This is a genomic window from Saccharibacillus sacchari DSM 19268, from assembly GCF_000585395.1.
Taxonomy (GTDB): Bacteria; Bacillota; Bacilli; order Paenibacillales; family Paenibacillaceae; genus Saccharibacillus; species Saccharibacillus sacchari.
Genome location: NZ_KK073875.1, coordinates 5,304,672 through 5,318,490 on the forward strand (window position 1 = coordinate 5,304,672; position 13,819 = coordinate 5,318,490).

14 protein-coding genes are annotated in these 13,819 nt (G+C 51.7%); 8 read left to right on the forward strand and 6 right to left on the reverse strand.

The window, feature by feature from the left end; genetic code table 11:
* Positions 1–203: 203 nt before the first annotated feature.
* Positions 204–899, reverse strand: coding sequence for a hypothetical protein (locus tag SACSAC_RS22975; RefSeq protein ID WP_037290744.1), 696 nt, complete (start codon positions 897–899; stop codon positions 204–206).
* Between the two features lie 229 nt (positions 900–1,128).
* On the opposite strand from SACSAC_RS22975, the gene SACSAC_RS22980 reads away from it, so the two are divergent.
* The 6 genes from SACSAC_RS22980 to mtnN all read left to right on the forward strand — a co-directional run bounded on the left by SACSAC_RS22980 (position 1,129) and on the right by mtnN (position 5,928).
* Entirely contained in the window at positions 1,129–2,196 is a 1,068-nt protein-coding gene (locus SACSAC_RS22980; protein WP_037290746.1) for a methionine ABC transporter ATP-binding protein, read from the forward strand.
* The gene (locus tag SACSAC_RS22985) at positions 2,193–2,873 is read left to right on the forward strand and encodes a methionine ABC transporter permease (RefSeq protein WP_037290748.1); all 681 of its coding nucleotides are present in this window, start codon (positions 2,193–2,195) and stop codon (positions 2,871–2,873) included. The genes SACSAC_RS22980 and SACSAC_RS22985 overlap by 4 nt, the downstream gene beginning before the upstream one ends.
* 101 nt (positions 2,874–2,974) lie before the next feature.
* Complete coding sequence (locus SACSAC_RS22990) at positions 2,975–3,436, forward strand: S-ribosylhomocysteine lyase (RefSeq protein WP_037290750.1); 462 nt, start codon at positions 2,975–2,977, stop codon at positions 3,434–3,436.
* Positions 3,437–3,439: 3 nt separating this feature from the next.
* Positions 3,440–4,210 carry an SDR family NAD(P)-dependent oxidoreductase gene (locus tag SACSAC_RS22995; protein WP_037290754.1) on the forward strand — a complete coding sequence of 257 codons (771 nt, stop codon included), beginning with the start codon at positions 3,440–3,442 and terminating at the stop codon, positions 4,208–4,210.
* A gap of 88 nt (positions 4,211–4,298) precedes the next feature.
* Complete coding sequence (locus SACSAC_RS23000) at positions 4,299–5,168, forward strand: MetQ/NlpA family ABC transporter substrate-binding protein (protein WP_037290757.1); 870 nt, start codon at positions 4,299–4,301, stop codon at positions 5,166–5,168.
* Positions 5,169–5,214: 46 nt separating this feature from the next.
* Entirely contained in the window at positions 5,215–5,928 is a 714-nt protein-coding gene (gene mtnN, locus SACSAC_RS23005; RefSeq protein ID WP_037290759.1) for a 5'-methylthioadenosine/S-adenosylhomocysteine nucleosidase, read from the forward strand.
* Between the two features lie 212 nt (positions 5,929–6,140).
* Here mtnN and SACSAC_RS23010 read toward each other — a convergent pair whose 3' ends face one another.
* A complete protein-coding gene (locus SACSAC_RS23010) occupies positions 6,141–6,923 on the reverse strand; it encodes a hypothetical protein (protein ID WP_037290762.1) in 783 nt (260 codons plus the stop codon).
* 229 nt (positions 6,924–7,152) lie between these two features.
* The gene (locus SACSAC_RS23015) at positions 7,153–7,695 is read right to left on the reverse strand and encodes a HipA domain-containing protein (protein WP_051507345.1); all 543 of its coding nucleotides are present in this window, start codon (positions 7,693–7,695) and stop codon (positions 7,153–7,155) included.
* Positions 7,696–7,936: 241 nt separating this feature from the next.
* Here SACSAC_RS23015 and SACSAC_RS23020 point away from each other — a divergent pair, with 241 nt between their 5' ends.
* Together SACSAC_RS23020 and SACSAC_RS23025 are read left to right on the forward strand one after the other, a co-directional pair.
* Complete coding sequence (locus SACSAC_RS23020; protein ID WP_169833798.1) at positions 7,937–10,054, forward strand: methyl-accepting chemotaxis protein; 2,118 nt, start codon at positions 7,937–7,939, stop codon at positions 10,052–10,054.
* A 195-nt stretch (positions 10,055–10,249) separates the two neighbouring features.
* Positions 10,250–11,116 (forward strand): carbonic anhydrase, encoded by an 867-nt coding sequence (locus tag SACSAC_RS23025; RefSeq protein ID WP_037290763.1) that lies wholly within the window; start codon positions 10,250–10,252, stop codon positions 11,114–11,116.
* A 12-nt stretch (positions 11,117–11,128) separates the two neighbouring features.
* Here the strand turns inward: SACSAC_RS23025 and SACSAC_RS23030 are convergent, their stop codons facing one another.
* From SACSAC_RS23030 to rbsC, 3 genes are all read right to left on the reverse strand, one after another.
* Entirely contained in the window at positions 11,129–11,671 is a 543-nt protein-coding gene (locus SACSAC_RS23030; RefSeq protein ID WP_037290764.1) for a DUF1697 domain-containing protein, read from the reverse strand.
* Positions 11,672–11,893: 222 nt separating this feature from the next.
* Positions 11,894–12,826 carry a ribose ABC transporter substrate-binding protein RbsB gene (gene rbsB / locus SACSAC_RS23035; protein WP_037290765.1) on the reverse strand — a complete coding sequence of 311 codons (933 nt, stop codon included), beginning with the start codon at positions 12,824–12,826 and terminating at the stop codon, positions 11,894–11,896.
* 21 nt (positions 12,827–12,847) lie between these two features.
* Positions 12,848–13,819, reverse strand: coding sequence for a ribose ABC transporter permease RbsC (gene rbsC / locus SACSAC_RS23040; RefSeq protein WP_037290766.1), 972 nt, complete (start codon positions 13,817–13,819; stop codon positions 12,848–12,850).

Below are 13,819 nucleotides of genomic sequence, written 5' to 3' on the forward strand. Positions count from 1 at the left end.
CGATGTGCCATCCGGCGTAACGTTTACTATTATACGGGAAAGGCACTCTGTCCCCAACGCGGGTCAGTCCACCTGAGACGGATTGAGCCGGACTGAGTGTAGCAGAAGCCAACTGAGCGGAAGGGTTCGTAAAAGTGCGGCCATATGCTCCCGGATGCGGGGGTATACGGAATGCGAACGGGTAAAAAGTACAGCGGGATGGCTTAAGACCGAGTTACGACTTGTTCAGCGATAGCAATCAGTTCTTCGGCGCTAACGTCCCAGCACATGAATCCGAATAACTGATCGTCGATCAAAACATGAACGACACGGCGATCCTCGCCGTCGACCGCCACCGCGGCATATCCGCCGATTTCGATATTCCGAACAGGTTCTTTGTAAGTGGATTCGGCATTTTGAATAAACGAAATCCCTTCGCCGGGCTCGACCTCCGACTGGACGACGTAGTATTGTTTGCCGTCGTTAGCAAAGTATGTCGCGGATTGCACGATACCGTGACCGTAATCTTTTATAGCCACATTCGCAGGTTTCGTCCGAGTTCCGTCCGGTTCGATCAACACGTTCGGCAGCCATTTTTTCTCGGCCGGAACTGATGCGGGATCTACGTTATATTGTGGAACGGCCGGATCAGGCTCAAGCAAAGGTTCTTTGATCGACGTCTCCAAATTCGCGGATTCGCGGAAAGCAGGCACGGTTTCGCCGGAATCTTTCGCTTGCAGCACATCTTTCTTTTCCACCTGAATCTTCGGCAACCTCTCACTTGTATCCGCAACTATCGCTTCCTGTAATTCCACACCCTGCTCTTCAACCGGTTGCTCCGCGTACGCCTGATAAGCCAGCCCGCCTCCGCTCAACACTAGCGCCCCTGCAATTCCTGTCGCAATCCATCTTTTCTTCACATTTTCCCCTCCTGAATGTTGATACGCACATCCTATAAACGAGACACATCGCATCCATGTTATGGTCAATTCCCTTTTATAAGAATATGAAAATCCTTTTCTTCTTTATTTGACCACTGGTTTACTTTTTCTAACAAATAAATTCATAAAAACAGTAGTAATTCCGACTAACTAGGTGTACAATATCGGAAATATCTAACCGAAAGCTCACATAAGGAAGTGCTTGATTATGATCTCGTTATCCCGTATAAACGTCACGTTCAACACCGGTTCGCGCACCGTGGTCGCCGCGCGGGACATCGATCTTCGTGTGGACGAAGGGGATGTGTTCGGCATCGTCGGCTACAGCGGCGCGGGCAAGAGTACGCTCGTGCGCGTGATGAACCTGCTTCAACGTCCCAGTTCCGGCGATATCGTCGTCAACGGTCAGAAGCTGCTTGAACTGAAACCGAAAGAACTCCGCAGCGCACGCAAAAAAATCGGAATGATCTTTCAGCATTTTAACCTCATGAAATCCCGTACCGTCTACGACAACGTGCTGTATCCGCTCAAAAGCTCCCGGATGCCGAAAGCCGACAAAGATCGCAAAGTCCGGGAATTGCTTGAATTGGTCGGCCTGTCCGATAAGCTGGCTTCCTACCCTTCCCAACTATCCGGCGGACAGAAGCAGCGCGTCGCCATCGCCAGAGCGCTCGCCAACGAGCCCCGCATCCTATTATGCGACGAAGCGACCAGCGCGCTCGACCCGAAGACGACGCTGTCGATCCTCGATCTGCTGCGCGACCTTAACCGGAAGCTTGGCCTGACAATCGTCATCATCACGCACGAAATGCAGGTGGTGAAAGAGATTTGCAACAAGGTGGCGGTGATGGAGGAAGGGGCGATCGTCGAGCAAGGCGATATCGTGTCGATCTTCAGCGAACCGAAGCAGCCATTGACGCGCGACTTTATTCATACGGCCACGCATTTCGGGCAGACGGTGGAAAAGATTATGTCGCACCCATCCCTCGCGCGCATGGGAGACGACGATCTACTCTGCAAGATCTCTTACGTCGGCAGCCGGACCAGCGAAGCGATCGTCTCCGATATCGCGACCCGCTTCGGCGTCTCGGCCAATATTTTGTTCGGCAACGTGGAGATTCTGCAACAAACGCCCGTCGGCAGCCTGATCGTGGTGTTGTCGGGCGGAAGTTCCGAAGTGGAAAAAGCTCTTGCTTATCTGCGCTCGCTCGACGTCACGGTTGACCGCCTGGATTCGCCGGGCAAAGTGACTTTGGGAGGTGCGCATATTCAATGAATGATTTCTTGAACCAGTATTTGCCCAATGTCATGGAAAATAAGTCGGAGATCTGGGAAAGCACCTACGAGACGCTGTACATGGTGTTCATGACCTCCCTGTTCTCCGCGATCTTCGGGATTGCGCTCGGCGTCATTTTGGTCGCGACCGACAAAGGCGGCATCCTCGCAAACCGTTGGGTGTACAGCATTTTGGAAAAGATCGTGAACTTCTTCCGCTCCGTGCCGTTCATCATCCTCATCGCGCTCGTCGTTCCGGTCACGCGCCTGATCACGGGAACGTCGATCGGGATGAACGCCGCAATCGTGCCGCTGGTAATCGGGATCGTGCCTTTTTACGCGAGACAGATCCAGAATGCCCTGCTCGAAGTCGATCCCGGCATTATCGAGGCCACGCAGGCGATGGGTTCGGGTCCTGTGGAGATCATTTTCCGTGTATACTTAAAAGAGGGCCTGACCGGCATTATCCGAGCTTCTTCGGTCACGGTCATCAACCTGATCGGCCTCACCACCATGGCGGGCGCGATCGGCTCGGGCGGTCTCGGCAGTTTGGCAATCAACAAAGGCTATAACCGTTTCCAACTCGATATCACCTTTGTCGCTACGATCTTGATTTTGCTGCTCGTATTCGTTTGTCAGTTTATCGGAGACTATTTCACGCGCAAATCCACGCACTAATGTCGAAACGTATCGCTTGACGGAAAGCTTGGGATGGTCAGTCGAACCGAACTTCAGGGCGCATCCCAATACCCAATCTAACGAAAAAGGAATGAAGAATAATGGCAAAAGTCGAAAGTTTTGAATTGGATCACACGATCGTAAAGGCTCCTTACGTACGCCCTGCCGGGGTTGAACATGACGAGAAAGGCAGCACGGTGCAAAAATACGACCTGCGCTTCCTTCAACCTAACGAAGACGCGCTGCCGACGGCGGCTGTTCATACGCTTGAGCACTTGCTGGCGACTTATCTGCGCGACGAACTGACCGGGATTATCGATATCTCTCCAATGGGCTGCCGCACGGGATTCTACATGATTCTGTGGAACGAACATTCCCCGGAAGAAGTGGCGACCGCGTTGGAAAAAACATTGCGTCTCGTGCTCGAAACGACGGAAGTTCCTGCCGTATCGGCGCTGGAATGCGGCAACTACCGCGACCACTCGCTGTTCTCCGCACAGGAGTACGCGCGTCAGGTCTTGGAAGCCGGCATCAGCCGCGATCCGTTCAACCGGGTATTTTAAGCCATGATCGCCATCGATCTCACGGGACAAAAAGTTGTCGTGACCGGGGGCGGATCGGGTATCGGTGCCGCGATCGTCGAATTGTTTCTGGAGAGCGGCGCGAGAGTGATCTCCGCCGACCTCCGTTACAACGAAGACTATGCGGAGACAGGCGAGCGTTTTGCGGAAACGCGGCTCGACCTGTCGAACACCGATGACGTGGAGCGCTGGTTCGATACTGTACTGGAACGCGAAGGCGTGCCGGACGTCCTCGTCAACTGCGCCGGGATCTCGACGATGGATTACGTAATCGACAGCCGCACGGAGGATTGGGAAAAGGTATTCGCGATCAACTCGACCGGCTTGTACGTCGCGTCCAAACGGGCGGCACGGGCATTGTCCGAAGCGGGCAAACCGGGCAGCATCATCCAAATTGCGTCCCAAGCGGGCAAAAACGGCTATCGCGCCATGGGCGGTTACTGCGCGTCCAAGCACGCCGTGCTGGGTCTAACCAAAGTCATGGCGGTTGAGCTGGCTTCGCAAAACATCCGCGTCAACGCCGTATGTCCGGGCATCGTGGAAACGGCCATGAAGCATCGCGAGCGGATCGAAGGCGGCCTGATTCGCGGCATGACGGCGGAAGAAATTTACGAAGAAGATTGCTCGCAGGTACCGCTCGGCCGAACCGCGCAGCCGCGCGACGTCGCGAATGTCGTATTGTTCCTCGCAAGTCCTCTTGCCTCCTACATGACGGGGCAAGCGATCAACGTAACCGGCGGCATGACGATGCACTGATATTTTGTCGCAACTGCTCGCTTTCATGCATTACCGATTGAACGCATTGCACTTCTATACGCAAAGACGAATTCAGGGGGAATTACAGATGAAAAGACAATGGTTCGCAGGCATGGCACTCAGCGCTTTGGTGGTTCTCGCGGCATGCGGCAGCAACTCGGCAGATAGCGGCGCAAGCGCCGTAGCCGCAGACGGCACGCAGACGATCACCGTAGGTTCGATGGGTTCCGACGCTCAGATCTGGAAACATATCGCGGATTCTCAAGCAGCCAAAGACGCCAAACTCGATATCAAGGTCAAAGAAATCGACGGCGGCGTGGAAATGAACAATGCGACAAAAGAAAAAGAAGTCGACGTGAACGCATTTCAGTCATGGGCGTATCTCGTGAGTTATAATAAAGACAGCGGCGCCAACCTGACGGCAATCGCGACGACGTACCTGGAGCCGATGGGCATCTACTCCAGCAAGATCAAAGACGTCAAAGACGTTCCGGACGGCGCGCTCGTGGCTCTGGCGGACAACCCGGCCAACACGGCACGCGGACTGTTGTTGCTGCAAGCAGCAGGTCTGGTTGAGCTTAAAGACGGATTCGATGTCGGTACAGGCAGCACCAACGATGTAACGAGCAATCCGAAAAACCTCAAGTTCGAGCTGATCGACGACACGACGGGCCCGCGCGTCATTCAAGACGTTGATCTCGTACTGATCGGCAATACGATCGCGCTCGAAGGCGGATTGAACGTGCTGGAAGATTCCCTGTTCCACGAAGAAGTGTCCGTAGACACGAAGGCCAACATCAACGTGCTGGTCACGACCGAAGACAAGAAAGACGATGCGGGTCTGCTCAAGCTGGGCGAACTGTACCACAACGAAGACACGCAGCAGTACATCAAGGACGAATTCGGCGGTACGAAAGTAGACGTTAACGAGCCGATTTCCTACTTGGAAGAGAACTAAGCTTTAAAAGTTTGAAAAGAAATCCGTCTATGAGAGAGGTCCGATCATGAAAATTGCTGTTATCTGTGCCATGGAAGAAGAACTTGCGCCTTTTCGCATTAATTCAGAGGTTACCAGCCGCGAAGTCATGGGCAAAACCGTAATCGAGCATGCCGTTCGCGAAGGCCGCGAGCTGCTGCTCGTCGAGAGCGGCATCGGCAAAGTCAATGCGGCGGTAGCCACAACGCTGGTTGCTGAACGCCATCGTCCCGATCTGATCATCAACACCGGTTCGACCGGCGCATTCGACGCTACCTTGAAAGTTGGCGACGTGGTAATCCCCACTTCGTATATTTACGGCGACGTGGATGCGACCTGCTTCGGTTATGCTTGGGGTCAGATGCCGCAAATGCCTGCTTCCTACGAGATTGACGCAGCTTGGCTGGAACGCCTGCGCGTTATCGCTCAAGAAGAGCAAGGCAATCTGCCGTATCGTCTGGACTTCGGTCTGGCGCTGACGCTGGATTCGTTCATGAGCGAAGGCGAACGCGTGCAAGGCATTCTGGAGAAACTGCCTGATACGAAAGTATCCGATATGGAAGGCTTGGCAATCGTCGAAGTCGGACAACGTTACGAAATCCCGGTCATCGCCGTGAAATCCGTATCCGACATTGCCGGACACGGCGCGGAATCGGCAGATAGCTTCGACGAGAACGTCGAGCTGGCCGGACGTCACGCGGTGCATTTTACGGAGTTCTTGCTGAAAAGCTTAAATTCCTAAGTTTCCTCGCGGTCATGCAGACCGACTTAAAACCGCCCAAATTCGCGAAAAGCGAACTTGGGCGGTTTTTTTGTCGACTGAATATGGAGTTCGTTATCGTTCATGCTTTAAGCTAACCCGATATGCAGACGTTTCCATGCTTCTTTTAACGCCTCGTCTTCATTCAATACTCCTTTTTAAAAAGATCATACTCGAATGAAGCCTGTACCGATTCAAAACAGGCTACTGGAATGAAGGGTTTCCTTACGAAATCCTAAGTGCTGGATATCAAGCATATAGTGCAAATCTTCATTTTGGATGAAAAGTGCTTGGTTCATCTTACACATCAGCAAAACAACAGGGCTTCCGTCTTTAGGGCTTTTAGCCATGATACGTACGTCGATCGAAGAGCCAGCAGCTTGCATTCGATAAAAGAATGTCTGGAATGGTTTTGGAATATATCCAAGTCGAAGCTCGCTTCTATCATCCAAAACAATCTCCATGGCTTCGGGATTATTGGGGTATGTTGCATTGTGTATAACGCTAACCTTAGACTGTTTATCATAGTTGCCAACCTGATTTTTTGCCCAAGACCAACCATTCAGTTCTACGTTTAATAGAGCAATTTCATCAGCAGGATCGTAGATAATGGGCGTAACGAAGAAGATCGAATCGGTGGCCAGTCTCCCCTTTGTAATGCGCAAATATTCCCATTCAACATTAGAAGAAACAATATTTTCTTGCTTTAAGAACCGCTTAAAGTCGTTTCTTGTTTTATTTGGAATCCGTCTTTCGAATGAAGGAAACAACTTAGAGCTTCGATAAATCAGTTCAACATCGCTCAAACCTACAAAAGGTTCAAAACCTTCTTTAACTGCTTCTTTGTAAATATGCTGATTATAATAAAATTGATAATAATCTGATTGTAGTTCCAAGGTTCCAACTGCATAACTCGTATGATGTTTCGGACTTCTCCAAGTCACTAGCAATTTATAATAATTATGCTTATCTCCCATGTCAAAGCTCCTTTAGAATCGCGTTTCTTCTTTTTTGAAGAACAGTCGAGACAAATCTCTTGCGCAATTCATCCATAACAACTTCCGGTACTTGATTAATAATGTTTTCAATCCGATCATCGGTTAACAACTCTAAATTTTTCATATAAGAGGTAATCTGTGGGTTTACCTCTCGAATTCTTTTCAATAGTTCAAAAGCATTTAGCTTTTCAAACGATTCTATATTACCCTATTTAATTAGAGAAGCGGCTTTTTTGTTGAACAAATAAGCCTCTAACATTCTAGGATCTTTGAACATCAACTCAATTTTACTCGACGGAAGTTCTCTACCTAAACTCGATGAATTATCGTATAACGGAGACATTCGCAACTCATTAGTCCACTCATTGCGAATCAAGCCGAAATTATCTTGATGCCGATCGGTATTCCCTATTAAAGTATCGAAAACGATCATCTTGTATAGATAATCCAATTCGTTATAGTTGGAGAATAGGCGCCAAAGTAAATCATAGCTGTATACTTCATGTTCACCTTTTAGTTTACTCCGGTCATAGCTCCGATCGAACTCCATAATCATATCCACGCCTTCAATTAAACTCTCTTCTCCGGTATTTTCCCCTACTACCTTCCAATTATCGTCGGTAAGCGATACAGGTAACTTAAACAGATGAAGCTGATTAGTTTGGGGATTTATATACCAGCGTTTTTCTTTGGAGCCTGAAACGTAGATGTCCGCATGTTCCCACAATGTAATATCAATAATTGGATACATGTAAAGATCTCCTGACTTCTGAATAAATTCTCCGTCTACTTTCACTTTAACAATCCCGATCACAACACACAAGATCAGACATTCTCTACTTCACCCTCTTTTCATCTAGTAAATAAGTCGCTATTTTCATCATTTTCGCAACACCTTTCTGAAATTTTCTAATTTTCAGTAATTTCTTGTCGATAATATCAATGAGAGTATGTGTTTAAAGATAAAATCGGAAATGAAAGGGTTGGATATCTTGATCAAGTGGGGAAAAAAATCGGCTGTTCCTGTAGTTCATTCGAACGAGTCCGGACAATCACCGGAGAAACAGTCCAAGAAAGAACGGCGCGCAACCCTTAAACAGGATCGCACTTACCGATGGTACACCTCATTCATGGGTAAAATGATTGTCGTGCTTCTATTGGTGCTGCTTATTCCGAGCGGGCTTATTAGCGTAATCTCGTACAATAGCGCCAAAGACGAGGTCGAGAAGCAAATTCAAGTCGGCGTAAATTCCAGTATGCGTATTGCTCAACAGTCCATGAATCAATTATTCAGTTCAGTCGTACGCGAGCTTGATCAGACGGCTTATACGCTGGCAGGCTCTAGCGCCGCGCCAACCGCTACCGTCCAAAGCAGACTGAATCATCTACTTGAAACGATCCCTTATCTCGACTCGGTCGTCTTCATTCAGCCAAGCGGCAGCGTCTTGAGCGCACCTGTGGCTGAAGGCGGTGCGTCCGCTTCATTGAGCCAAGAAGTGGGACAAAAAGCCGCCCCCGGCGCCGCAAATGTTCAGATTTCTACGCCTGCGACCAGCTCGCTGACGGGGAATCAAGTCGTTGCCTTTTCGCTTCCGATCGAAGGCGGCGGCAATCTGACTTTCAATCTCGGAACAGCAAAGCTTGCCGAACAGATCAGCACGTTTACTATCGGAGAAAGCGGCAGCCTATTGATTCTGACACCCGAACGCGAAGTCGTGGCGGGGGCGGGCAATCTGTATGTATACGGATTCGATTTGGGCTTCCCGTTCCAGGATATCCAATCGATTCCCGTCGACTTTTCACCTGCTCAACCGGGGGACTTTTACGCCTCCAAGATGCAAACCGACATCACCGGGGAAATGATCTACCTGAACGTACTGAGCGCGACCGATCCGATCACGGGCTGGGAAGTGAGCGCACTGGTCGGGGCAGAGGATTATGTGGATGCGGTTCAGCCGATCCTCACTTCCAGCTCGATCACAACGGTCGCTTCCATTTTGGCCGCACTTCTGCTGATCGTATACCTGGGTCGCACTTTTAACATTCCAATGAAAATTCTGCAATCCGGGATCAAGACCATTCGCGACGGCGATCTCACAAGTCGGGTCGTCTATAAGAAAAAAGACGAATTTGCCCAACTGGCTTCCGAGTTCAACTATATGACCGTATCGCTTCAAAATATGGTTACCGCCGTCAAAAGTTCTTCCGAAATGCTGTCCTCCTCCTCGGATCTGATCCAGCAAAGCACGCAGGAAACGACAGAATCCGTGAACCACGTATCGGGCATCGTGCAGGAAAACGCGGAATATGCAGTGAGCGGAGCCGAAGCTTCCAAACAAGCGGCGGACACGATTGACGAGATGGCTCGCGGGATCGTATCGGTTGCCGAAACGGCAGGCACAATCGTCGATGCCGCTCACTCCACTAGCGAAAAAGTGGGCATCGGCAGCGGTCATATCCAGGAAGTCAGCCAACAAATGAACCGGATTCTGTCCGCCGTCGACGATTCTTCCGATATGATGAGCGAACTATCCGCTTTGTCCGACGAAGCAGGCAAAATGACCGTGGCGATCTCCGACATTTCCAAGCAAACCAATCTGTTGTCGTTGAACGCGGCAATCGAAGCTTCCCGTGCGGGCGAGAACGGACGCGGCTTCGCGGTGGTCGCCGACGAAGTGCGCAAATTATCCGAACAATCCAATCAAGCCGCGGCGCAAATCGGGGGTACCCTGAACCGTATGGTCGAGTTGATCCAGCGCACGAACGAAGCGATGCAAGGCAACGTTCGCGAACAGCTCAATCAAGGGCTGAGCGTAACGGCCGACGCGGCCAGCGCCTTCAACGGAATCGAAGAATCGACGTCCGCGATCAACGGAATGATTCAGGATATCTCCGCTTCCGCGGAAGAACTGTCCGCCAGCACCGAAGAAGTATCCGCTACCGTCTACGAGCTGTCCAATATCTCGAAGCGTACCGCGGATAGCGCCCAAACGACGTCCGCTTCGACCCAGCAGCAAACGGCGATGATGACGGAAATCAACCACTCCGCGCATGAGTTGGCAAATATCTCCGACAGCATGCAGGAATTGATTCGCAAGTTTAAAGTGTAGGCATCGTCGTTCTTCTCTTTATAAAAAGACAGTTTTCAGGGTTATCCTGATCGCTGTCTTTTTTGCTTTTGCATTTTTGAAAATAAACAAAAGTTCATTTTACGTTTATGTCCATGCAATCTTTCACAGCTATCCTTACTTTCGAACTGTCATGATGGATGTACAAAAACTTTTCGAAAGAAAGAAGGAATTCGCATGAAACGCAGCACTTTTGCTTATACGGCAGCTTTGGTAGCCCTGTTCGCCCTGACGGCTTGCGGGCAAAGTACGGCATCATCGACTGCTTCCGACCCCACCGTCGAGTCCTCGGCAGCGGCAGACGCACCGTCCGACGCCGCTTCTGCTACTCCCGCAAAAGCCGACCACGCGCCTGTCCACTGGTCCTATGAAACAGAAACCGGCCCCGAACACTGGGGAGAATTGGAAAGCGAATTCGAGAGCTGTAAGATCGGTCAATCGCAATCCCCGATCAATATCGATCATACGAAAATCGTGCAATCCGGACAGATCAAACCGATCGAAGCCCATTACGGAACGATAACCGATGCCGCTCTGGTCGATAACGGACACACCATTCAGGTCAATGTCCCGAATAAACAGGCGTATATGCTGCTGGATGGCGAGAAGTATTCGCTGTTACAGTTTCATTTCCACCATCCGAGTGAACATCAGATCGATGGACAAAATGCCGAGATGGAATTGCATTTCGTCCATGAAAATGAACAAGGCGAAAAAGCCGTCGTCGGCGTGCTGATTCATCCGGGAAAAGCAAATCCCGCGATCAAACAGCTCTGGTCTCAATTACCGGAGTCGGGCAATGAAGAAAGCGTCATTCTGAATACCCCCATAGACCTCGACGATCTGCTTCCGGAAAACCTGCACGCTGTGCATTACGATGGTTCGCTCACGACTCCCCCTTGCACGGAACAAGTCAATTGGAGTGTGTTGGAAGATCCGATCGAATTGTCGCAGGCACAGATCGATCTTTTCGCGGAGCGTTTTCCAGATAATCACCGTCCGGTTCAAGAAGTGGGGAACCGGGTGTTGAACGGAGACGATTGAACGCCGACCGCTTTATTCCAGCTCTCGCATCAGCTTCATGATCTGCCGCGTCGTATTCACGTTGCGAACGGTCATCTGGGCGTATAGCTTCGAGCCGACCAGCTTGTTCATCCCGCTGCGTCCGGCGTCTTCGCGGCTCACCGAATAGAGCAGCGCACGCGGAGCGACCAGAAGCGTCCCGACGCCGGGCGTCAGCGGAAGAGCTGCCGGAGCGTTCGCTTCGTCGACCTCGTCCCATAAGAAAAACACATCGCTTTTCATCTCGCTTCCGTTGCTCCAAGACTCCGGCATCACGTCGAAAACGGCCTGCATTTCATCCAGGCTGCGAATCAGCACCCGGATGCGCAGATCGAATTGCGCTTCGATCGCCGCTTCCAATACCGGTGCCAGCTCGGCTTGGGAAAAGGCATCGTTCGCAAAAACGATATTGCCCGAGTTGATATACGTTTTGACGCGCTCCATCCCTGCCGATTCGAACACGGTCTTGAGCGTTTTCATATCGATCTTGTTGTTGCCGCCTACGTTGATGCCTCGCAATAAAGCGATGTAGATCATCACGTTTTCCCCTTTTCGACCTATTTGAATTTCGAACTTTAGATATTAGTATAGCCCGATCGGCTTCGAAAGCGAAGATCGTTTTTTAACCGGACAACTTCGAATGCGCGCAAAAATAGGATAAGCGTGCGTACGCACGACTAACGCAAAAGGACTGCCCAAGCGCCGGGATTCGGTGCCGAGACAGTCCTTTTTAATCGTTCCGAACACTAGGGATGGGGCTTAAGGCTGCGCATCTTCCTTCGTCACGAGCTTAAGCGGTGCCGGAATGGAAGCCTCCACTTCTTTGCCTTCCAGCACGTCGCGCGCGGCGTCTACGGCCAACTGGCCGATCAGCTCCGGCTGCTGGGCCACCGTTGCGGTCAGTTTGCCGTTTTGGATCGAAGTCAGCGCGTCGTCGTTGCCGTCGAAGCCGACGACCGGGATGTCTTTGCCGGAGCTTTCGATCGCTTCGATCGCGCCGAGCGCCATTTCGTCGTTATGGGCGAACACGGCCTGCACGTCCGGATTGCCTTGCAGCAGGTTTTCCATAACGGTCAAGCCTTTGGTCCGGTCGAAGTCGGCCGCTTGGCTGGCGATCACGTCAAGCTGGACGTCGGCAACTTCATGGAAACCGCGCCCCCGTTCACGGGTAGCGGAAGCGCCTGGCACGCCTTGCAGTTCGATCACTTTGGCGCCTTCGCCGAGCTGCTTAACCAGATATTCGGCTGCCATCTGGCCGCCTTTTGCGTTGTCGGACGCGACCAGCGCTTTGACTTCGCCCTGATCCGCGGAGCGGTCCAGCGCGATGACCGGAATGTCCAATCCGTTGGCCGCTTGCACGGCGGAAGAAATCGCGGCCGAGTCGGTCGGATTCACCAGCAGCGCATTCACGCCCTGTTGAAGCAGATCGTCCACGTCGTTGCTTTGTTTCGCCGAATCGTTTTGCGCGTCGACGACGATCACTTCGATGCCCAGCTTTTGCGCTTCCGCGGTCACGCCGTCTTTGAGCGATACGAAGAACGGATTGTTCAAAGTCGAGATCGACAAGCCGATTTTGATTTCGCCGGAGTTACCGGACCGATCCGTTCTGGCCCAGGCCGGCGGCTGCATGGAGCAGCCCGCGAGCATGAAGACCACCAGCAAAGCGGCTAATGTAGTCGTTAATTTTTTCATGGGGGTCACCTTCTTTCTGTTTTAAGCCGACCGCTTGCGGTCGATCAGCACGGCAATAAGGATCACGACGCCTTTAACCACCATCTGGAAGAACGAAGACACGCCCAGCAGGTTCAAGCCGTTGTTCAGCGTCGCGATGATGAGGGCGCCGATCAGCGTACCCACGATCCATCCGCGTCCGCCCGTCAGGCTGGTTCCGCCCAAAACGACGGCCGCGATCGCGTCCAGCTCGTACGATTGTCCGGCCGTAGGCTGCGCGGAATTCAGACGGGACATCAGAATGGCGCCCGCCAACGCGGACAGCATGCCGGCCAAGCTGTAGATCATGATTTTGACGCGATGCACTTTGATGCCCGATACGATCGCCGCTTTTTCGTTGCCGCCGATCGCGTATGTTTTCCGTCCGAAAGCCGTTTTATGCAAAATAACCCACAGTACCGCAAACACGATCATCGTGGTGATGGCCGGAACCGGGATGCCTAGGAAATAACCGCGGCCGAACAATTGAAAAGACATATCGTCGCCCAGACCCGTGATCGGATTGCCGTTGGTGTACACGAGCGTCAATCCCCTGAAAATCGTCATCGTGGCGAGCGTGGCGATGAACGGCGCCATTTTGCCTTTCGTGATCAACAGGCCGTTAATCGCGCCCATGATCGCGCCGGCGATACAGCCGATCAGGATCGCGAGGATCGGATCGAAGCCGGCCAGCATCAGGTTCGCGACGAACGCGCTGGATAACGCCAAGATCGAGCCGACTGACAAATCGATGCCGCCGGTCAAAATCACGAATGTCATGCCGAACGCGATCAGCGCGTTAATGGCCACCTGACGCAGCAGATTCAAAATATTAAGCGGTTCCATAAATGCCGGATTCAGGATCGACACGATCATGACCAGGATGATGAAGCCCAATAAAGGACCGAGTTTTTGCGTGACCTCCGATAATTTGAAGCGCTTGCCCGTATCGGCTGCGGAAGCTGATTTTTGCAT